General features: G+C 41.9%; 16 protein-coding genes and 1 pseudogene. 11 read left to right on the top strand and 6 right to left on the bottom strand.

What is annotated here, in order from left to right; all coding sequences use genetic code 11:
* Positions 1-246: 246 nt before the first annotated feature.
* Both FTU09_RS04195 and FTU09_RS04200 read left to right on the top strand, forming a co-directional pair.
* Positions 247-3,141 (top strand): valine--tRNA ligase, encoded by a 2,895-nt coding sequence (locus FTU09_RS04195; protein ID WP_179996903.1) that lies wholly within the window; start codon positions 247-249, stop codon positions 3,139-3,141.
* Between the two features lie 64 nt (positions 3,142-3,205).
* Positions 3,206-3,781, top strand: a complete 576-nt coding sequence (locus FTU09_RS04200) for a hypothetical protein (protein ID WP_136144609.1) — start codon at positions 3,206-3,208, stop codon at positions 3,779-3,781.
* Between the two features lie 148 nt (positions 3,782-3,929).
* Here FTU09_RS04200 and FTU09_RS04205 read toward each other — a convergent pair.
* Positions 3,930-4,318 (bottom strand): annotated as a pseudogene (locus FTU09_RS04205) (endonuclease domain-containing protein).
* A gap of 149 nt (positions 4,319-4,467) precedes the next feature.
* Here FTU09_RS04205 and FTU09_RS04210 point away from each other — a divergent pair.
* Positions 4,468-5,145 (top strand): YetF domain-containing protein, encoded by a 678-nt coding sequence (locus FTU09_RS04210; protein WP_131260696.1) that lies wholly within the window; start codon positions 4,468-4,470, stop codon positions 5,143-5,145.
* A 270-nt stretch (positions 5,146-5,415) separates the two neighbouring features.
* Here the strand turns inward: FTU09_RS04210 and FTU09_RS04215 are convergent, their stop codons facing one another.
* Positions 5,416-6,699, bottom strand: a complete 1,284-nt coding sequence (locus FTU09_RS04215; protein WP_179996290.1) for an MFS transporter — start codon at positions 6,697-6,699, stop codon at positions 5,416-5,418.
* Between the two features lie 226 nt (positions 6,700-6,925).
* Here FTU09_RS04215 and FTU09_RS04220 point away from each other — a divergent pair, with 226 nt between their 5' ends.
* The 5 genes from FTU09_RS04220 to putP all read left to right on the top strand — a co-directional run bounded on the left by FTU09_RS04220 (position 6,926) and on the right by putP (position 11,745).
* Entirely contained in the window at positions 6,926-7,579 is a 654-nt protein-coding gene (locus FTU09_RS04220; RefSeq protein ID WP_180079595.1) for a 1-acyl-sn-glycerol-3-phosphate acyltransferase, read from the top strand.
* A gap of 62 nt (positions 7,580-7,641) precedes the next feature.
* Positions 7,642-8,559, top strand: coding sequence for a patatin-like phospholipase family protein (locus FTU09_RS04225; protein WP_096902052.1), 918 nt, complete (start codon positions 7,642-7,644; stop codon positions 8,557-8,559).
* A gap of 129 nt (positions 8,560-8,688) precedes the next feature.
* Positions 8,689-9,174, top strand: coding sequence for an NfeD family protein (locus FTU09_RS04230; protein WP_096902094.1), 486 nt, complete (start codon positions 8,689-8,691; stop codon positions 9,172-9,174).
* 1 nt (position 9,175) lies between these two features.
* A complete protein-coding gene (locus FTU09_RS04235; RefSeq protein ID WP_004972306.1) occupies positions 9,176-10,033 on the top strand; it encodes an SPFH domain-containing protein in 858 nt (285 codons plus the stop codon).
* Between the two features lie 221 nt (positions 10,034-10,254).
* Positions 10,255-11,745, top strand: a complete 1,491-nt coding sequence (gene putP, locus FTU09_RS04240; protein WP_154320988.1) for a sodium/proline symporter PutP — start codon at positions 10,255-10,257, stop codon at positions 11,743-11,745.
* A gap of 99 nt (positions 11,746-11,844) precedes the next feature.
* On the opposite strand, the gene bfmS is transcribed toward putP, so the two are convergent.
* The gene (gene bfmS / locus FTU09_RS04245) at positions 11,845-13,512 is read right to left on the bottom strand and encodes a sensor histidine kinase BfmS (RefSeq protein WP_096902056.1); all 1,668 of its coding nucleotides are present in this window, start codon (positions 13,510-13,512) and stop codon (positions 11,845-11,847) included.
* A gap of 62 nt (positions 13,513-13,574) precedes the next feature.
* Positions 13,575-14,291, bottom strand: coding sequence for a response regulator transcription factor BfmR (gene bfmR, locus FTU09_RS04250; protein ID WP_096902057.1), 717 nt, complete (start codon positions 14,289-14,291; stop codon positions 13,575-13,577).
* Positions 14,292-14,880: 589 nt separating this feature from the next.
* On the opposite strand from bfmR, the gene FTU09_RS04255 reads away from it, so the two are divergent.
* From FTU09_RS04255 to FTU09_RS04260, 3 genes are all read left to right on the top strand, one after another.
* Positions 14,881-17,703 carry a ribonucleoside-diphosphate reductase subunit alpha gene (locus tag FTU09_RS04255; protein WP_180051977.1) on the top strand — a complete coding sequence of 941 codons (2,823 nt, stop codon included), beginning with the start codon at positions 14,881-14,883 and terminating at the stop codon, positions 17,701-17,703.
* Positions 17,704-18,229: 526 nt separating this feature from the next.
* Positions 18,230-18,364: a hypothetical protein gene (locus tag FTU09_RS13940; RefSeq protein ID WP_004972322.1), complete on the top strand. Its 135-nt coding sequence runs from the start codon at positions 18,230-18,232 to the stop codon at positions 18,362-18,364.
* Between the two features lie 139 nt (positions 18,365-18,503).
* On the top strand, positions 18,504-19,787 hold the full coding sequence (locus tag FTU09_RS04260; RefSeq protein ID WP_004972324.1) for a ribonucleotide-diphosphate reductase subunit beta: 1,284 nt from the start codon (positions 18,504-18,506) through the stop codon (positions 19,785-19,787).
* A gap of 326 nt (positions 19,788-20,113) precedes the next feature.
* Here FTU09_RS04260 and lysM read toward each other — a convergent pair whose 3' ends face one another.
* Positions 20,114-20,587 carry a peptidoglycan-binding protein LysM gene (gene lysM, locus FTU09_RS04265; RefSeq protein WP_167845825.1) on the bottom strand — a complete coding sequence of 158 codons (474 nt, stop codon included), beginning with the start codon at positions 20,585-20,587 and terminating at the stop codon, positions 20,114-20,116.
* Positions 20,588-20,837: 250 nt separating this feature from the next.
* Entirely contained in the window at positions 20,838-21,074 is a 237-nt protein-coding gene (gene acpP / locus FTU09_RS04270) for an acyl carrier protein (RefSeq protein WP_001279871.1), read from the bottom strand.
* Positions 21,075-21,115: the final 41 nt, after the last annotated feature.

Below are 21,115 nucleotides of genomic sequence, written 5' to 3' on the forward strand. Positions count from 1 at the left end.
AACTTGCCTATTTTGACCGCATTGATGTGTTTTCATCTATTTTAAAATCCATTGCTTAAACCCAGTTTAAAACAGTGTTACAGGCAACGGAGAACTTGAAGTTTTTATCATACTTGTCGCCCATCATACGATGAGTTTGCCCAACTGCCAATTGCGATAAGTTTGGCTGAGTTGAATCTCGCTTAGCGGGCAATTTTTTTGCTACAATAGTTGCAATTTTTTATTCACTTTTAACCTGTTCTTACTATGACTGATTCAGCGCAAAATATTGCTACAACCTACGATCCTACCGAGATCGAGAAAAAATGGTACAAGACTTGGGAAGAAAACGGCTACTTTAAGCCGTCTGAAAAAGGCGAATCATTCTGTATCATGATTCCGCCGCCAAACGTCACAGGTAGCTTGCACATGGGTCATGGTTTTAACAACGCCATTATGGATGCCCTCACGCGCTTTAACCGTATGTCGGGTAAAAATACCTTATGGCAACCGGGTACAGACCACGCGGGTATTGCCACACAAATGGTAGTAGAGCGTCAATTGGGCGCGCAAAATATCAGCCGCCATGACTTAGGTCGTGAAAAATTCATCGAAAAAGTCTGGGAATGGAAAGAACAATCTGGCGGTAACATTACCCGTCAAATCCGCCGTTTAGGTTCTTCGGTAGATTGGTCACGTGAACGCTTCACTATGGACGAAGGCTTATCGAATGCGGTGAAAGAAGTTTTCGTGAAACTACACGAAGAAGGTTTAATTTACCGCGGCAAACGCCTTGTAAACTGGGATCCAAAATTACAAACTGCCCTTTCTGACTTAGAAGTTGAGTCGGATAAAGAAGAACAAGGTTCATTGTGGCACTTCAAATATTTCTTTGAAGATAAATCACTACGCACTCACGATGGTAAAGATCACATTGTAGTGGCAACCACTCGTCCTGAAACATTGCTGGGTGATACTGCGGTTGCGGTTGCCCTTGATGATGAGCGTTACTCGCACCTTGTTGGTCAAAACATCATCCTCCCAATTACAGGTCGTGCCGTTCCAATCGTAAAAGATGAGTATGTCGATAAAGAATTCGGTACAGGTTGTGTAAAAATTACCCCTGCACACGACTTCAATGACTATGAAGTGGGTAAACGCTGCGAATTGCCAATCATCAATATCTTCAACAAAAATGCTGAAGTATTGGCTGAGTTTGAATATATTGCGAAAGCAGGCGAACAAATTTCTAAAACCATTCCTGCACCTGCAGACTACATTGGTTTAGAGCGTTTTGAAGCACGTAAAAAATTAGTTGAACAAGCGGAAAGCGAAGGTTGGTTAGATCAAATCCAACCGTACACCTTGAAACCACCTCGCGGTGACCGTTCGGGCGTAATTGTTGAGCCATTATTGACCGACCAATGGTATGTCAAAATTGCACCGTTGGCGCAGCCTGCAATTGAAGCAGTGAAAGATGGTCGCATCAAGTTCGTGCCTGAGCAATACAGCAATATGTATATGGCGTGGATGAACAACATTCAAGACTGGTGTATCTCGCGTCAATTGTGGTGGGGTCACCGTATTCCTGCTTGGTACGATGCTGAAGGCAATGTTTATGTAGGTCGTAACGAAGAAGAAGTTCGTACGAAAAATAATATCCCTGCCGATGTTCAATTAAACCAAGACGAAGACGTACTGGATACATGGTTCTCCTCTGCACTTTGGACATTCTCGACCTTAGGTTGGACGGGTGATGCCAAGAAAGATGCAGAAAACTACTTCTTAAATACCTTCCACTCCACTGATGTATTGGTGACAGGTTTTGACATCATCTTCTTCTGGGTGGCGCGTATGATCATGATGACCATGCACTTCATGAAGAATGAAGATGGCACGCCACAAGTACCGTTCAAAACAGTTTACGTTCACGGTTTGGTACGTGACAGCGAAGGTCAAAAAATGTCGAAGTCTAAGGGCAACGTGCTTGACCCATTAGACTTGATTGACGGTGTAGATCTTGAAACTTTAGTACAGAAACGTACGACGGGTTTGATGAACCCGAAACAAGCAGCGAAAATTGAAAAATCGACCCGCAAAGAATTCCCAGAAGGGATTCAGGCTTATGGCACAGACGCGGTTCGTTTTACCTTCTGCGCATTGGCAAATACAGGTCGTGACATCAAGTTTGATATGAAACGTGTGGAAGGTTATCGTAACTTTGCCAACAAAATTTGGAATGCTACCCGTTTTGTATTGATGAATGTTGAAGGTCAAACGGTTGGTCAAGAGGCACGTCAAGACCTTTGGGAATTGCCTGAACAGTGGATTGTGAGCCGTTTACAAAAGGCAGAGCAAGCTGTTCATCAAGCGTTTGCAACTTACCGTTTAGACTTGGCTGCGCAAGCGATTTATGACTTTATTTGGAATGAATACTGCGACTGGTATGTAGAGCTAACCAAACCTGTTCTGAATGATGAGTCTGTTTCTGAAGAACGCAAAGCCGAAGTTCGTCGTGTATTGCTTGCGGTGATGGAAGCTTCTTTACGTCTTGCTCATCCAATCATGCCGTACTTAACTGAAGAAATTTGGCAAACCCTTGCGCCAATGATTGGCTTGGGTGGCGAAACCATTATGTTGGCAAACTACCCTGTTGCAGATGAAGCCAAAATCAACGAACAAGCCGAAGCAGATATGCAATGGCTACAAGGTTTGATTGGTGCGGTGCGTAACATTCGTGGTGAAATGGGTCTAGGTAATGCACGTTTATTGCCTGTACTTTTACAGAACACGACTGAAGCAGAAAAAGCACAAATTTCTCGTATTGAACCGTTGTTTAAAGCATTGGCGAAAGTTGAAAGCATTACCTTCTTGGCAGATGGTGAACAACCACCATTGTCTTCTTCTTCTGTAGTCGGTCACGTGTCTGTATTCGTTCCAATGAAGGGTTTGATTGACCCGAAAGCAGAATTGGGTCGTCTACAAAAAGACTTAGACAAGGTTCAAAAGCAGCATGACCAAATTGCAACTAAACTTGCAAATGAAGGTTTTGTGGCGAAAGCCCCTGCGGCTGTGGTTGAAGGCGAGAAAGTGAAACTTGCTGAATTTGCAGATCAGTTAGCGAAAATTAAAGCGAATATGGAGCAGATTGCAGCGCTTTAATGTGTTGTTAGCTTGATCTAATTTGTGTATAAAGGGCTGATTATTCAGCCCTTTGTTTTTCAATATGAGCCAAGATGACATCAATAAATATAAAATTCTATTTGAAGTTTCCAAGCATGAATATCAACTAGAGATCGATAGAAGTAAATCACTGGATGATAAAGCAATTAAATATTCAACAATGGTTGGTATTGTGATAGTTGCCTACTCAGCAGCACTAACCAAGTTAGAAACTTTTACTGCTTATGCTTGCACTTCATTAACTAAATGGATTTTATATATTTTATGTGTAATCTTGTTTATAGCAATTCTAAGCTGTTGGTATAAAATTGCAAAAGTACTTAGTCTTTCTGCACTAGAAAAAGTTCCGTTGGATGACACCAATTTAATTAACACTTTTATGGATAATGACGAAAGAACATGCCTGTGGTATATGGGAGAAATTTATCAGGATTTAATTTCTCGAAATGCCCAAATGCTTGAAGACAAAGTTATTGCTTTAGAAAAAGCTTATTCAGAGATTAATTGTGCAGCAGCTATTTTTAGCATATTATGTCTATATCTATTAATTTTATGGTTAACGGGAGAATGCAATGTCCAGACATACACAGAACTCTCAAAACTCTACATCAAGAAATAATCAAAATACTTTAACAACCCTAACAGCTTCTAGCCGTCCTAGACCTACATGGGTTAAAGATTCTGTTAATTTACCGTCAAATTACAGAGTAACTACGGAAAGTGCTGATCCCCGTGTAGATTTTGAATCAAGCAATCGTCGATAATTTTCAAAATACCTCTTTAATAAAAGAGGTATTTTTCAATTCAGAACACACCTGCCACAAATCCTCCAACACCACATCCACCCTTCCCAACACATCAGAATTCCAATACTGCACGACAGTTAAGCCCAAAGTCTCTAAAAACTGAGTGCGCTCGACATCATAAGCCTGACCATTTTCCGTATTGTGCTGACCGCCATTCAACTCAATGACCAAGCCAATCTCATGACAGTAAAAATCTACAATATACGGTTCAATCATCTACGGACGTCTAAATTTGAGCACCATAAAGCGTTTGCACTAAGTAGTTGCCACAGCAAATTTTCAGCATCCGTAGCAGCATGACGCATAGATTTGGCAAATTGTAATAGTTGTGAATTCATCTTCTGATTCATTATTTTTGTATTTATAGTTTTTAGGCAATATAACAAATTTCTATGTTTCTAAACCACTAAAATAATTGCAGTTCTTTACTCAAAACCACTATTTTACCCACTCAATTTAAGCATAGTATCAAGCATCAAAATAACAAAATAGACAATCTATGGATTGGTTCACCATCTTCATTCACGACACCACATGGACATTTGTTGCAGAATTAATGATTCGTGCTGCACTCATGTTTGGCATGATTATTCTATTTTTACGCCTCACAGGAAAACGCGGAGTACGCCAGCTTTCTATTTTTGAATTGGCCATTATTTTATCGCTCGGTTCTATTGCGGGCGACCCTATGTTCACTGAAGATTTACCCTTGGTACATGCCTTGGTGGTGATGACAGTGGTGATTGGGATGTATCGCCTGACCACATGGCTCATGATGAAATACCAACCCTTTGAAGATTTGATTGAAGGTAAATCGCTATATATTGTAGAAGATGGTGAATTGGTCTTAGAAAAAATTAAGTACGGTAAAATGTCGCATGATGAATTCTTTGCCGAAATGCGCCAACAAGGCGTGGAGCATTTAGGGCAAGTACGTGTTGGCTTACTAGAAAGTGATGGAAAATTCAGCATGTTGTTTTTTCATGGCGGTGCCACACGCTATGGTTTACCCTTATTCCCTAAAGCTTACCAACCCGTGAACCGCACAACTCCAAACACGTATTATGCCTGCATGTATTGTGGGCATGTCCGTTTACTTGAACACGCCAATGAAGTCTGTCCGCGTTGTAATCACCAACAATGGACACTGGCAATCAATACTGCATATCGCAGCTAGAATATGTTGATTTTAGCTGCAACACACCTCTATGCGACTTAAATTGTCGCAGGATTGTCATAATTTAACGTTATACTGCCTGCGCTGCCGAAGAGAAGCACTGAAAGCGCAAATAATAATTTTTGAAAATACAAAAACGAGGTCGGTATTGGCTTTAATGTGGATACCTTTTATACTCCAGCGACTCTTTAAAGGTCGCTTTTATTTTTTCCACGCAATGACTTTTTAACGTGGTTTAGGTCTGTCATCCTGTCTTGATGATCTACCTTGTTATTCAAGTGCTGATGATTGAACGCTTTTCGCAAGCTTTGCCCATTTCCAGATCAGTACAAAGCATAGAATCGCAACAATACAAATCAACAGTAAATAATTCGCGTAGCCTAAAGCATCGCCTAAGATTCCACTCAGGGTATAAAGTACCCCGCTCACAGTCGCCATAATCGCAACCTGAAATGTAAAATCAGTCCCTGCATATTGTTTACGACTGTACTGCATAATCAAGGTTAGCATCACTACAAGTAACATGGCAGAGCAAAAATCTTCCGCAGCATTAATGCTATAAATCAGCCAGTGTGCCACATCAACTTGCTGTTCATACAATTCAGCCAAATAAGCATAGGCCACTAAACTCAAAATTTTAAGCACAGAAAAAATGATGAGGGCATGCGCTCTAGACCACCATTTCAGCATCAACCCTGCGATGCCAGCACCCAACAAAGCGGCCATTGCTCCCAACATGGTCACATAAATGCCAATTTGAGAAAAGCTTAAGCCTAAATCTACCATTAAAGGTTTTAATAAAGGGCCAGCCAAACCATCGGCAATTTTAAAGCTGAGTAACACCCATAGCCATGCGTACAGTACAGGCGTTTCCACAAAATAGCGCAGATATTCACGAATCGCAGCAAGACGTGCGTGAAATGACATTTTACTTTGAGCTTGAACAAGCACTTGTTTAGCAGCATGTTGTGGCTCTTTAAACATTAAAATTGGCAAGGTATTTAAAAACACCAATCCCGCTAAAATTAAGAAAGTTTTTTGCCAATCTAGCCAATCCAATGCCCACAGAATTGCACCACCACCGACAATAAAGCCTAGTCGTGAACCAACCACCTGAAAGGTATTACCCCAATGTTGCTGTTTGGCTTGTAAAATATTGACCGCCAAACCATCGGTGGCAATATCTTGGGTTGCACCGACCAAGTTCATACCGAGCAAAGCCACAAAAAACACCCACAAATAGATAGGATGATTTAAGGACTCAATCGGTAAAAAAGACAGCCCTATCAGCACCAAAACACTCAGCCATTGGCACGGCAAAATCCAGCTACGATAATGCCCAAAATATGAATGTCCAAAGCGATCCACCAAAGGTGCCCAAAATACTTTAATTGACCACGGCAGCATTAACAAACCAAAACCACCAATGTGTGCCAAAGACACTCCTTGCGCACGTAAAATCACAGGCAAGGCATGGGTCATAAAGCCAACAGGCAAGCCCTGCGCCCAATACAGAGAAAATAACAACAAATAGGTTTGGCGCAAATTGGGCATGGCATCTCGGTTAAACAGGGACAAAAGATCAAAATAGCGCAGTACTACACTAATTTTTTGAATAATGGATTGTTATTTTTCATCACTTTCACATTCAGATTTCGACTATTTTGCCAATGAATCAGACAAAGCGAAAGTCTAATATCTTGAATAGATTTAGAGTCATGCGTCATGATATTGGGTCTTTCTTGTTGTTAATCACGCACGTCAGGATGACATCGCATTCATGAAAATCACCAATCCTTTTGCACGCAGTGCACGGCAATTTCCACAGTTACCCGACCAAGTTCCACAACGTGGAACAGCCAGCAGTCGTGCTTTATTTAAAAATATTTTTTTGGCGCAAGGCTGGCAAATGGTGGGCGAATTTCCCAACTTGCCCAAAGCAGTTGCTATTATCTCACCGCATACGTCAAATATTGATGCGTGGAATGGTTTTACCGCCCTACTCGGTTTAGGTATTCAAATTACTATTTTTGGTAAGCACACTTTATTTGAAACCCCACTCAAGCCACTTTTAAACTGGATTGGGGTAATTCCTGTGGTGCGCCATTCTCCTCAAGGACATACCCAAGATATTATTGAGATTGTACGAAAAAAAGAAAAAATCTGGATTGGTATGGCGCCCGAAGGCACACGTAAACAAGCCGAAAATATCCGCAGTGGCTTTTACCATATTGCCTACGGCGCCAATATCCCAATTGTGATGTTCTCTTTTGATTATGCACACAAAACCATTCATATTTTGGGCGTGTTTCATCCTACGGGCGATTATGCTCAAGATTTAGATGCAATTTATACGCAATATCACGGCAAGTTTTCGGCTAAAAATCCACATTGGTTGGCAAAACCGTTACAAAAGCTTTTGAAAAAGGGCTAGTCAAAGTTTCTATTTTTTGTTCAGATGGGCGCAATATTCTTTGATCTAAATTTAGATTTGATATGCAACTGATTCGTTATTCTTTAGTGGGCGTACTAGCTCTAACTTTGGCTGGCTGCGACAAAACAACAAAAACACCGCCAAGCACCACACCTATCCAAGCACGTGAACCTGTAATTGCACTGGCGCTGGGTGGCGGTGGTGCTAAAGGTTTTGCACATATTGGCGTCATTAAAGTTTTAGAGTCTCACGGGATTAAACCAAAAATTGTCACAGGCACCAGTGCAGGCAGCTTTGTCGGCAGTTTATACGCCAGTGGTAAAAGTCCTTATCAGCTCCAACATATTGCCCTAACCTTTAAAGAATCCGACATTCGTGATTTAACCTTAAACCGTCAGGGTTTTATTGCAGGTCAAAAGTTACAAGACTTTGTCAATCAACACGTAGCCAATAAACCGATTGAAAAATTTCCAATTCGTTTTGCTGCCGTTGCCACACGTTTAGATAATGGACGTAAAGCCGACTTTATTAAAGGCAATGCTGGTCAAGCCGTACGTGCCTCTTGCAGTATTCCGAATGTTTTTGTACCTGCCACCATTGGCGGAACACAATATGTGGATGGCGGCTTGGTCAGCCCAATTCCCGTACAGACGGCTAAAGCGATGGGTGCCGACTTAGTCATTGCAGTGGATATTTCTGCACGTCCGACAGGCAATCAACCTGTCAGCATGTGGGGCTTACTCGATCAAACCCTCAATATTATGGGGCAGCAAAGCATCAATCAGGAATTGGCGCAGGCCAATATCGTGATTCAACCTAAAGTTGGACATATTGGTACTCTAGATTTAAAAGCCAGTAACCAAACCATTTTAGAAGGTGAAAAAGCCGCACAATTACAGGTCAAAGCAATTCTGCAAGCCATCAATAACTTTAAAAAATCACCTGCCGCGCTGAAACCTGCACCGCGTCCGAAATTTTAGGATTCAGTGATTTTTTTAATATTCATAAACTTATTGATCTGTTAAAGTGATGAGAGCGCATCTTTTTAAGTCGATGCGTTTCTCTAAGCAATTAGAATTAACCAATCGTAAAAATACGCGAGTAGATGTATGGAATTCGTTCTTGAACCTTGGCACTGGTTTGTACTAGGCGTTCTGTTAATGCTTTCAGAACTGGTCTTGCCTGCGTTTGCCGCTTTATGGTTTGGTATTGGGGCAGTCATGGTCGGTATTTTATACTGGATGTTCCCCATGATGGGTACCACCACCCAATTGGTGATGTGGATTATCTTGTCGGTACTGTGTACCTTGGCGTGGTTTAAATTTATCAAACCCTTATCTACCGATAAAACCAAAGCAGGCTTGTCACGCGAAGCCACTATTGGACAAATTGGCATGGTTATTCAAACCAACTTGGAACATGATCAAATTAAAGTCCGTTTCCCGATGCCCGTACTTGGTTCAGACGAATGGAACTGCCGCACCACAAGCCCTGTGCAAGTGGGAGATCGTATTCGCGTGATTGATATTTTGGGTAATGATTTGGTGGTGCAGCCGCATCACAGCGCACATGACAACGAAAAAGTGAGAAATTAAAATGTCTGGTGGATCTATTATTGTTTTAGCGATTTTAGCCTTTGTTGGAATTACCATTTTTAAAGGCGTGCGAATTGTTCCGCAAGGTTATAAGTGGATTGTGCAACGTCTGGGTAAATACCACACCACACTTGCACCGGGACTTAACTTCGTCATTCCTTATGTCGATGAAGTGGCCTATAAAGTCACCACCAAAGATATTGTATTAGATATTCCATCTCAGGAAGTCATTACCCGTGACAACGCAGTTCTGCTCATGAATGCGGTAGCGTACATTAATCTCACGACTCCTGAAAAAGCAGTGTATGGCATTGAAAACTATACTTGGGCGATTCAAAACCTTGTTCAAACCTCATTGCGTTCTATTGTGGGTGAAATGGATTTGGATGATGCCTTGTCTTCGCGCGATCACATCAAAGCCAAACTCAAAGCAGCCATTTCTGATGATATTTCAGACTGGGGAATTACCCTTAAAACTGTAGAAATTCAGGATATTAAACCATCGCATACCATGCAGGCAGCTATGGAAGAACAAGCTGCAGCAGAACGTCAGCGTCGTGCTACCGTAACCAAAGCCGATGGTGAAAAACAAGCGGCTATTTTAGAAGCCGATGGTCGTTTGGAAGCTTCACGTCGTGATGCAGAAGCGCAAGTTGTATTGGCAGAATCTTCTCAACGTGCCATTGAAATGGTCAGCTCTGCGGTAGGTGATAAAGAAATTCCTGTGGCGTACTTATTGGGTGAGCAATATGTAAAAGCCATGCAAGATATGGCGAAATCCAACAATGCCAAAACTGTGGTCTTACCTGCAGATGTCCTGAATACCATTCGTGGTGTTATGGGTCGCAATAATCCATAAGCAAATCAGATAAACATCAAGATGATAGGCAGCTTTCAAGCTGCCTATTTTATGCCCATTCAGAAAAAAATCTGAAATATTTTTTAATGTATGGTTAAATTTCGCGTTTCTTGATGAAATCAGCACCGCAGATGAGATGTCTGCACTCACAAAATTGAGTGACTCACGTCTAGCAGCAGTCTGTATTTTCATCGACTGTCCAAAACCCAAATGGATACTGTATGAGCGCACTCAACCCCACCATTATTACTTTCCTGTTTTATATTGTCGCCATGATTGTCATTGGTTTATTAGCTTATCGCGCGACTCGAAATTTCTCGGACTACATTTTAGGTGGTCGTCGCCTTGGCAGTTTTGTCACTGCACTTTCTGCAGGCGCATCCGATATGAGTGGCTGGTTGCTGATGGGCTTACCCGGTGCCATTTATCTTTCAGGTTTGTCTGAAATGTGGATTGCCGTTGGTCTGATTATTGGCGCATGGCTAAACTGGCTTTTGGTGGCAGGTCGTTTACGAGTACACACCGAAGTACAGCACAATGCACTGACTTTGCCTGATTATTTTTCTAACCGTTTTAATGATCAAAGAAAAATTTTAAGGATTGTATCTGCCTGCGTAATTCTAATTTTCTTTGCGATTTATTGTGCTTCGGGCATGGTTGCAGGTGCGCGCTTATTTGAAAGTATGTTTGATCTGCCTTATAGCACTGCATTGTGGATTAGTGCTATTGCCACCATCAGCTATGTGTTTATTGGTGGTTTCTTGGCAGTCAGCTGGACGGACACCATTCAGGCTGGCTTGATGATTTTTGCGCTCTTGCTGACCCCTATCATTACCCTACTCAGCTTTTCTGACCTAAGCCAAGTCACACTTGCTTTAGAAGCGGCTCGTCCGCAGGCGCTGAATTTAGTCGGAGATTTAAGCTGGGTCGCGATCATTTCCCTCATGGCATGGGGCTTAGGCTATTTTGGACAGCCACATATTTTAGTGCGTTTTATGGCAGTTGATTCAGTCAAGTCTATTCCGAATGCACGTCGTATTGGCATGACATGGATGACCTTATGTTTAGGCGGTGCGGTGGCTGCGGGCTTTTTTGGTATCGCCTACTTCCAGCAACATCCTGAACTGGCAAGTGTGGTCAATGCCAATCCTGAAACAGTATTTATGGAATTGACCAAAATCCTGTTTAATCCGTGGGTGGCAGGTGTGGTACTGGCTGCAATTTTAGCTGCTGTGATGAGTACCCTAAGCTGTCAACTTTTGGTCTGTTCAAGTACTTTAACCGAAGATTTTTACAAATCGTTCCTGCGTAAAAATGCCTCACAAAATGAATTGGTGTGGGTCGGACGCGGCATGGTACTCATGATTGCGCTGCTTGCTATTTGGATGGCGGGTAATCCTGAATCAAAAGTCTTGGGATTGGTTTCTTATGCTTGGGCAGGCTTCGGTGCAGCATTTGGTCCACTAATCATTTTGTCTTTGTTCTGGAAACGCATGACTTTAAATGGTGCATTGGCGGGGATGGTTGTCGGCGCACTTATGGTCATTCTTTGGAAAAACCTTTGGGCAGATACGGGTATTTATGAAATTATTCCGGGCTTTGTCTGTTCTTGGATTGCGATTGTCGTGGTGAGTTTATTGGGTAAAGCGCCAAGTCATGAAGTGACAGACCGTTTTGAACAGGCCGATCAGCAATATAAAGAATCGCACTAAGCTGTAGATTGATCTGCATAGAGATAAAAAAGCGATAAAAAACCAGTGCCTTGAACTGCACTGGTTTTTATGTCTGAGAAAAGTTTTAGTACACTCAAATCAAGTCAATGAATCTGTAGTTTTCTCTTTCTCTGCTGCGACTTTTTTTCTTGCCTTACTAAACCGTTTGGCAGGCCAAACCATCATAAAACGTGCACCACCCAAGTTCGGACTCTGATCGACTTCAATTTTGCCACCAAACCAATAAGCAATGCGGCTTACAATAGACAAACCTAAACCATAACCACCTGAAGCACGGGTGCGGCTGTCATCTAAACGAGCAAAGGCTTCAAATACACGTTCTCGGTCTTGTTCGGGAATCCCCGGCCCATCATCTTCCACACAAACATAGGCCATGCCTTGTTCGTTAATACCGCCACTGATCAAGACTTTATGGTCACAGTAACGGACTGCATTGCCCACCAAGTTCTGTACCACACGGTGCAAGTAACGGCGTTCAGCTTCCACTTCCAAAGTCACAGGTGGGGCAAGCAATTGAATATCTTTTTGGGTTTTCAATGCTTCTGTTTCCGTAGCCACCTGCTCTAGCACTTCAACCAAAACGATCTTTTCAATTTCTAAAGATGGCATGCCCTGTTCAAGTTTGGCATAGGTCATGATCTCATCAATCAAGGTGTTTAAAGCCTCAATATCTTTATCAATCATTTCGACTTGCTGTAAGCGATATTCGTAATCATCTTCTTCTGCCAGCATTTCCATACCAAAACGAATACGTGCCACAGGCGTGCGCAGCTCATGCGATACAGCGCGCATCAGTTCACGCTGCGCTTCAATCAAACGCTGAATATGGTCAGACATGCTGTTATAGCTAGATGCCAAACTTGCCATTTCATCTGTGCCATCTACAGGCAAACGCATGTTTAAATCACCCGATTTGGTGCGGTTTAAGGCATAGTTCACTTGGCGGATCTTACGTTGCATAGGCAAGATCAAACCATAAACCCCCAAGCTCAACATAAACATACTGAGCAAGGTAATGCCTGCTGCCAACTGGAATGGCATCCAGTTAAATAACGGCACAGGCCCTAAAACCAAGACTTCTGAGGGTGAATTTGGCATCGGTGACACAATCGAGATGGTTGTACCACGCACGGTGGCATTGTCACGATATAAAATAATGCTGTGATCGAGTCTTAAACGCCCAATCTGTTCAGAATCGAGTGGCAGTTCCTGAATATTTTTAATATTGACTGGATAAGAAAAGTGCTGCTGAATTTTGGCTAGATATTCTTTTTCCTGACCCGGGTAATACACCAAATAATCTAAAACAAAAATCGGCAAAGCTTTCATTTGCCGTTCTGTAATTTTATCTGCCTTGATATATAAATAATGATTTGGATCATCTTTCATACCCAAAATAATATAGGCAATCATATTTTCGGCATTATAGCGCACAGCCGCTTTACGTTCTTTAATCCGTCTAAGCTCTGCGCGCGACAAATCTACTTTGTCTGCCTGCACATAGTAGATGGGCAATTCCAGCAAATCGGATGCATCAGAAATCCAGTCTTTCTTTTGCTGTTCGTTTTGCTGTCGTGCAATCCCTTCACTAATAATATAAGCCATACCATCAGTTAAAGACTCACGATATTCTTGCGCACGCTGATAGTTGATGATTTGCACCAATAAGTACGCCAAAATGGCAACTACTGCAACTAAGATCACCAATCCTGCATATATGCGCAAGAATATACTGTGTTTAAGCACAAAACCCGTCCTATGTGACTTATTTTATATTTGAGTCAGTATTTGACTCAGAAAAAAGCGTATTACATGCCGTTGGTTTCTTTAACGAACAAATAACCTTTACTGCGCACAGTTTTAATACGTTTTGGATTTTCAGGATCATCGCCAATTTTTGGACGAATACGTGAAATACGCACGTCAATTGAACGGTCTTGACCATCATATTCAATACCACGCAGACGCTCAAAAATATCTTCACGAGATAAAATACGCCCTGCATTTGAAGCCAATAACCATAACAAGTCATATTCTGCGCTGGTGAAATCAACCAGTTCACCATTTAAAGTCACAGAACGACCACCGTTATCAATCACTAAATCATCAAATTCAATGCGCTGTGCCACTTCATCTTCAGTCACTTTGTCGGTACGGCGTAATAAAGCACGAATACGCGCCAACAATACGCGCGGCTGCACAGGTTTTGCAACATAGTCATCTGCACCCATTTCTAGACCTAGCACCTGATCCATATCTTCAGTACGCGCAGTCAGCATTAAAATCGGTTGATGATAATGTGGACGAACCTCACGACAAATGGTTAAACCATCGGCACCTGGTAACATCACATCTAGCACCACAAGATCGGGTTGCTCGGCAATAATACGGCGAATCGCGCGGTTGCCATCTGGTTCTACCCCAACTTCTAAACCATTGCGAATTAAGTATTCCTGCGTAAGTCGTGCAAGGCGTTCATCATCTTCAACAATTAAAATTTTTGGTAACTTTTCTTCTTGACTCATAACCTGTCCCTTTATTGGATTCGACCTATCCTTTTAAAATCTGAGAGATAGGTCTTGATATAATTTGCAATATACACACGTTTACATTGTAAACAAGATACTGTTCACCAAACTGATACATCTGCGTATTATTTTGTTATATTTTTATTAAGCATTGAATTTATAGCACTTTTCTAGTTTTGGTGATTTTTAAACATATTTAAGAAATATAAAGTTACAAAATGGGTATTTTTTGCACTAGATCAAGCCTTTGCCGCCTTTGGAAAAATTATCTCCTAACTTTTCAAGTTATCCACAAGGTTATCTATAAGCAGTTTTTCCGAGCTTTGCTATGCTATGCCCTTGTCTGATAAGGCTTATAGCCCAAAGGACAAAATTCGGTATTTTTGAGATAAATTTGAATCCTAAAATAGTCAAAATTTAAAAGAAAAAGTCAATATTGATCTACCCTCAATTTTCCCGTATCTTGTGTTCAATTCAATTTTAAACCACTAAGTCTTGTGTTTATCCCTCAATCACTGCGGCCTAAGTTTTGCCCAGTTTAATGGTCCATAAACATAACAATAGATGACAATGGAGCTATGCTGACATGAGCGTAATCACCTCAACCCCTGGTCAATTACAAGTGATTAAACGCACTGGTGATGTTGCCGCTTTTGATGCTGAAAAAATTGCAGTTGCAATTGGCAAAGCGTTTTTGGCTGTAGAAGGTCAACAAAGCGCCGATTCAAGCCGCATTCATGATCGGATCGAACAACTGACTGAAATGGTGTTGAACACATTCAACCGCCGTTTACCGTCTGGCGGAACTATTCACATTGAAGAAATTCAAGACCAAGTTGAACTTGCGCTCATGCGTACAGGCGAGCAAAAAGTTGCTCGTGCTTATGTCATCTACCGTGAACAACGCTCAGAAGCGCGTAAGCAAGCAGGTGAAAACCATCACCCAACTTTACAAGTGACTGATGCAAACGGTCAGCTTAAACCACTAGATTTAGGTGCGTTAAAAGCAACCGTGAATAAAGCGGCAGAAGGTTTAGAAGGCATTGATGTAGATGCCATCATTGATGAAACCGTGAAAAACCTCTACAACGGTGTAAAAGAGTCTGACATCTCAACCACCATGATGATGGCGACTCGTACCCGTATTGAGCAAGAGCCGAACTATACCTATGTGACTGCGCGTTTATTGCGTAATGACTTGGTAGCAACAGGCTTAGAATTTTTAGGTTTGGCAACAGATACACCTGAAGGCGAAGCATTAGAAACTTTCCTGAAAAAAGGTGTAGAACTTGATTTGCTTTCTGCAGACTTACTTGAGTTTGACCTTGCCAAACTTGCTGCAGCGATTCAGCCTGAACGCTCAAACCAGTTTACCTATTTAGGTCTGCAAACTTTATTTGACCGTTATTTCATTCACTCAGATGGCGTACGCTTTGAACTTCCACAATTGTTCTTTATGCGTGTGTCAATGGGTCTGGCGCTTAATGAAGATGACCGTGAAGCACGTGCAATCGAGTTCTATAACTTATTGTCTAGCTTCGACTACATGGCTTCTACGCCTACCCTGTTTAACTCAGGTACACTACGTCCACAGTTATCAAGCTGTTACTTAACTACAATTTCAGATGACCTTTACAACATTTATGGCGCAATGCGTGACAACGCGATGCTGTCTAAATGGGCAGGTGGTTTAGGTAATGACTGGACGCCAGTACGTGCCTTGAACTCATACATCAAAGGAACAAACGGTAAATCTCAAGGTGTTGTTCCGTTCCTTAAAGTTGCGAACGATACAGCTGTTGCGGTCAACCAAGGTGGTAAGCGTAAAGGTGCGGTATGTGCGTACTTAGAAACTTGGCACTTAGACATCGAAGAATTCCTAGAGCTGCGTAAAAACACAGGGGATGACCGTCGTCGTACCCATGACATGAACACAGCGAACTGGGTGCCTGACTTGTTCATGCAGCGTGTCTTTGAAGATGCAGAATGGACACTGTTCACGCCATCTGAAACACCAGACTTGCACGACTTGACGGGCGAAGCTTTTGCCGAGCGTTATGCGTACTACGAAAGCATTGCCAAAGAAACCAACATGCTGCATAAGAAACTTCGTGCGAAGGACTTATGGCGCAAAATGTTGTCAATGTTGTTTGAAACAGGTCACCCGTGGATCACATTCAAAGACGTATGTAACTTACGTTCACCGCAACAACACGTTGGCGTAGTGCACTCATCTAACTTGTGTACTGAAATTACCCTCAATACTAACCAAGATGAAATCGCGGTATGTAACTTGGGTTCTATCAACCTTGTACAACACGTTCAAGGTGGTGTGTTAGACCGTGAGAAATTGGCACGTACTATTAAAACTGCAGTACGTATGCTCGACAACGTCATCGACATCAACTACTACGCTGTACCACAAGCACGCAATTCAAATTTGAAACATCGCCCTGTGGGCATGGGCATCATGGGCTTCCAAGATGCGCTTTATGAAATGAACTTGGCTTATGGTTCAGACGCTGCAGTTGAATTTGCCGATGAATCTATGGAAGTGATCAGCTACTACGCGATTCAAACGTCTAGCGACTTAGCGGTTGAGCGTGGTACTTACGAAACATTTAAAGGTTCATTGTGGGATCAAGGCATCTTACCAATTGACTCTTTAGACATTGTGGCGAAATCGCGTCCAGAACGTATGTTTGAAGTAGACCGTACACAGCGTTTGGATTGGGACAGCTTACGTGCCAAAGTTCAAAAAGACGGTATGCGTAATTCAAACGTGATGGCGATTGCACCGACTGCAACCATTTCAAATATTTGTGGCGTTTCTCAGTCTATTGAGCCGACATTCCAAAACTTATATGTGAAATCGAACTTGTCTGGTGAATTTACAGTAATCAACCCTTACCTCGTTCGTGCATTGAAAGAGCGTGATTTGTGGGATTCTGTGATGGTGAATGACCTGAAACACTTTGAAGGTTCAGTACAAAAAATTTCACGTATTCCTGAAGAATTGAAAGCGATTTTTGCGACTGCGTTTGAAGTTGAACCACGCTGGATTGTAGATGCAGCATCACGTCGTCAAAAATGGATTGATCAGGCGCAATCGTTGAACTTGTATATTGCAGGTGCAAACGGTAAGAAACTTGACCTGACTTATAAAATGGCATGGTTACGTGGTCTGAAAACGACTTATTACCTACGTGCATTGGGTGCAACGTCTGCAGAGAAATCGACCATTAACACGGGCGCATTGAACGCAGTAAAACCTGCAACAGTAACAGCAGCCCCTGTGGCAGCCGTTACACCAGAAGCGTCTGCAGCTGTTGATGAAGATTTTGCTCAAGCAGCACCAGTGCCAATGGCATGTAGTATTGATAATCCTGATTGTGAAGCTTGTCAGTAATATGCGACTTGACCTCCCCTAACCCTCCTAAAAGGAGGGGGATTCCTCGAAGCAAATGGCGGGATGCAAATCCCCCCTTTGCTAAAGAGGAATTTAGAGGGATTCCAAGCAAACTAATACAAATAGGAGATGTGGATATAGAAAAAAGTAAGTTGTAAGCAATAAAAAATGGCCTATCACAAGTGACAGACCATTGATTTGAAAACCCAAGCTTTCAGAGGTTGAGAAACACTCTAGAAAGTAGCAAGGGTAATCATTGTTAAATTTGCAGATCTAACGAAGATTACTTTAGCAAAATTTAGAGTATGAGTCACTCCTCTGGAAGCTCCTTTTTGTAATCAGGAGCTGATCGATGAGTAATTGTACTTATCCTCGAGGCGTTAGTGTTCGTGCTTATGTTCGATACCGATTTAATCGGTGGGAAAATGTTTGTGCACACTGTCGCAGCTATCCAAATCAATTAAGTTTTTGGTAGCAAATAGAGAGGCTGAAAAGCCTCTCAACTTAACAAACAAAGGAATCCACCATGCCACACATGACCCACAACTATATGTTAGGACTCGCGGTCTTGCTGGTTTCCTTTGTAGTATTGTTTTACGCACCAATAGCTTACTTTTGGGTACAAGCGGCAAAACAACAGCGAAAGCAAAATAAGTCGTGAGCAAATTGGTCGGAATGTACATTTTTCAGACCAAGATGAGCAAAACTTAATTTTGCTTTCACAAATTAAGCGTATATTAAGACATCTCAGCGTAGCTGGATGTCCATAAAAGATATAAAGCAACGAAGAGAGAATTGATATGTCTATCCTAAGTTGGGACGATTTCGAAGATGATTCGCAAAAACCGGCTGCTCCTGAACACAAGTCTGCGCCCGTCGAGCCGCAAAAAGCGCATGATACGCAGATGGTATCTCATGCAGAGCAACCACAGACGCCTGTGGCAGCTGCACAACCCGCTGCAGCCCCTAGAAGTAGAGCAACAGATTCAACCGATCCGTTGGCAAGAGCATCTAACGCTCTAGATCAATTGGACGTTGCACCTGGTCTTGAAGAACTAGAAATGGGTGCATCTCGCGTACAGGTTGATGATAAAGCCATGATCAACTGTCGTGCAGACTTAAACCAGCTTGTACCGTTCAAATACGAATGGGCATGGCAAAAATATCTAGATGGTTGTGCAAACCACTGGATGCCGCAAGAAGTGAACATGAACCACGACATCGCGTTGTGGAAGTCTGAAAATGGTTTAACTGAAGATGAGCGCACCATTGTTATGCGTTCACTTGGTTTCTTCTCTACTGCAGACTCATTGGTTGCTAATAACTTGGTATTGGCTATTTATCGCCACATTACCAACCCAGAATGCCGCCAGTACATTTTGCGTCAAGCCTTTGAAGAAGCGATTCACACTCACGCTTACCAGTACTGTATTGAATCGTTAGGTATGGATGAAGGCGAAGTCTTCAATATGTACCGCGAAGTACCATCGGTTGCGCGTAAAGCAGCATGGGGCTTGAAGTATACGCAATCTTTAAGTGATCCTACTTTCAAAACAGGTACACCAGAAAACGACCAAATTTTGCTACGCAACTTAATCGCATTCTATTGTGTACTTGAAGGTATTTTCTTCTACTGCGGTTTCAGCCAAATCTTGTCGATGGGTCGTCGTAACAAAATGAACGGTGTTGCAGAGCAATTCCAGTACATTTTACGTGATGAATCTATGCACTTGAACTTTGGTATCGACATGATTAACCAAATCAAGATTGAGAACCCGCACTTGTGGACTTCAGAATTCCAGCAAGAAGTGATTCAAATGATTCTTGAAGGCACGATGCTTGAAATTGAATATGCGCGTGACACTATGCCACGTGGTGTGTTGGGCATGAATGCAGGTATGATGGAAGAATATTTGAAATTCATCTGTAACCGTCGTTTAAGTCAGCTCGGTTTACCTGAACAGTTTGTTGGCGTAAACAACCCGTTCCAATGGATGTCTGAAATGATGGACTTGCGTAAAGAGAAGAACTTCTTTGAAACGCGTGTGACTGATTATCAGACGGGCGGTGCGTTGAGCTGGTAATATCGCGACACATAAAATATCGTTGTGAGACACATGAGTTGTCATTGAGAAAACCGCCATTCATGGCGGTTTTTTTAAAGATACGATCGAGTATTTAATGGCTAGGTTGTGCAAATACCTAACAATTTGATTTTTTTAATTTATTTATTATTAAAACTTCCATAAACCTTTAAAAATCGTTATCTTACAAAATATTTATACAACAATGCCGTTTTTTTACTTCTTTTGTTCATTATGAGAATAGGACAATAATCCAACAGCCCAAAAACGACAAAAAACAAAATAAATAAAGGCGCATCACGCGCCTTTATTCAGGCTGCTCACATTTATGCAGGAATACGCAACACCTGTCCTGGGAAAATGTCATCGGCATTTTTTAGTAATGGACGGTTAGCTTCAAAGATTTTGTTGTATTGGTTGGCATCCCCATAAAATTCTTTAGAAATTTTAGATAAGGTATCGCCTGATTTTACTGTATAGAACTTGCTTTCTGGTTCTGGGGTTGAAACTGTGAGTTGATCATCTACTTGTGCAACATGGTCAATATTACCCACTGCAAGAATAATTTTTTCACGGTCTGCCTGACTGTTGACCTGTCCACGCACTGTCGCTAAGTCAGTAGTTGCGTTATAACTCACCGATAAACCTGTCACAGGTAAGCCTAAACTTTTCACATGCCCCAAAAGTTTATTGGCAATTTCTTGTGCTGATGGTTCTGCAGGTGTGCTTGGTGCAGCTTGTGGCTCTGCAGGTGCTGTATTTTTCTTACCAATCCCTTTTACAAAATCAAAAAGACCCATGAGGTACTCCTATTTTTTTCTGCTGTTATAAAGCGTCGCTCACTTACATAAGCACGTTTCTGTTCTCATTCATTTATAACTAAAAAAATAAGCGACTTCGGTTGTGATTAGACACTAGCCTGGTAACAAAATGTAAGCTACATCACACATTTAACAAAATGCGCCTTTTTCATATTCGATTGTAAAAACGACAGCGCATAAAAAAGCCACCTTGCGGTGGCTTTCATTTCAGCAGAGCTGAAATCAACAATTAACCAAGTTTTTTAGTTACGTAGTCGATTGCTGATTGAACTGTTGTGATTTCGTTAGAATCTTCGTCTGGGATTGTGATGTCAAAATCGTTTTCGAAAGACATTACAAGCTCTACTAAGTCTAAAGAGTCAGCACCTAAGTCATCCATAAAAGATGCTTCGTTTTTGATTTCTTCAGCTTTAAGACCAAGTTGTTCTGCAACCGCTTGTTTAACGCGTTGTTCGATATCGCTCACAGGAATTCTCCTCATTGCTTGTGGCGTTTTTAATGCCGTTA

Source organism: Acinetobacter sp. YH12058, from assembly GCF_013419805.1.
In the GTDB taxonomy this organism is placed as follows: domain Bacteria; phylum Pseudomonadota; class Gammaproteobacteria; order Pseudomonadales; family Moraxellaceae; genus Acinetobacter; species Acinetobacter towneri.

Bases quoted from the DNA above. Each gene is read 5' to 3' on its own strand.
- FTU09_RS04260 (WP_004972324.1), top strand. From the start codon at position 18,504: ATGTCTATCCTAAGTTGGGACGATTTCGAAGATGATTCGCAAAAACCG.
- FTU09_RS04195 (WP_179996903.1), top strand. From the start codon at position 247: ATGACTGATTCAGCGCAAAATATTGCTACAACCTACGATCCTACCGAG.
- FTU09_RS04215 (WP_179996290.1), bottom strand. From the start codon at position 6,699: ATGCCCAATTTGCGCCAAACCTATTTGTTGTTATTTTCTCTGTATTGG.
- bfmR (WP_096902057.1), bottom strand. From the start codon at position 14,291: ATGAGTCAAGAAGAAAAGTTACCAAAAATTTTAATTGTTGAAGATGAT.
- lysM (WP_167845825.1), bottom strand. From the start codon at position 20,587: ATGGGTCTTTTTGATTTTGTAAAAGGGATTGGTAAGAAAAATACAGCA.
- FTU09_RS04230 (WP_096902094.1), top strand. From the start codon at position 8,689: ATGGAATTCGTTCTTGAACCTTGGCACTGGTTTGTACTAGGCGTTCTG.
- FTU09_RS13940 (WP_004972322.1), top strand. From the start codon at position 18,230: ATGCCACACATGACCCACAACTATATGTTAGGACTCGCGGTCTTGCTG.
- FTU09_RS04220 (WP_180079595.1), top strand. From the start codon at position 6,926: ATGAAAATCACCAATCCTTTTGCACGCAGTGCACGGCAATTTCCACAG.
- FTU09_RS04255 (WP_180051977.1), top strand. From the start codon at position 14,881: ATGAGCGTAATCACCTCAACCCCTGGTCAATTACAAGTGATTAAACGC.
- FTU09_RS04210 (WP_131260696.1), top strand. From the start codon at position 4,468: ATGGATTGGTTCACCATCTTCATTCACGACACCACATGGACATTTGTT.
- FTU09_RS04225 (WP_096902052.1), top strand. From the start codon at position 7,642: ATGCAACTGATTCGTTATTCTTTAGTGGGCGTACTAGCTCTAACTTTG.
- FTU09_RS04235 (WP_004972306.1), top strand. From the start codon at position 9,176: ATGTCTGGTGGATCTATTATTGTTTTAGCGATTTTAGCCTTTGTTGGA.
- putP (WP_154320988.1), top strand. From the start codon at position 10,255: ATGAGCGCACTCAACCCCACCATTATTACTTTCCTGTTTTATATTGTC.
- FTU09_RS04200 (WP_136144609.1), top strand. From the start codon at position 3,206: ATGAGCCAAGATGACATCAATAAATATAAAATTCTATTTGAAGTTTCC.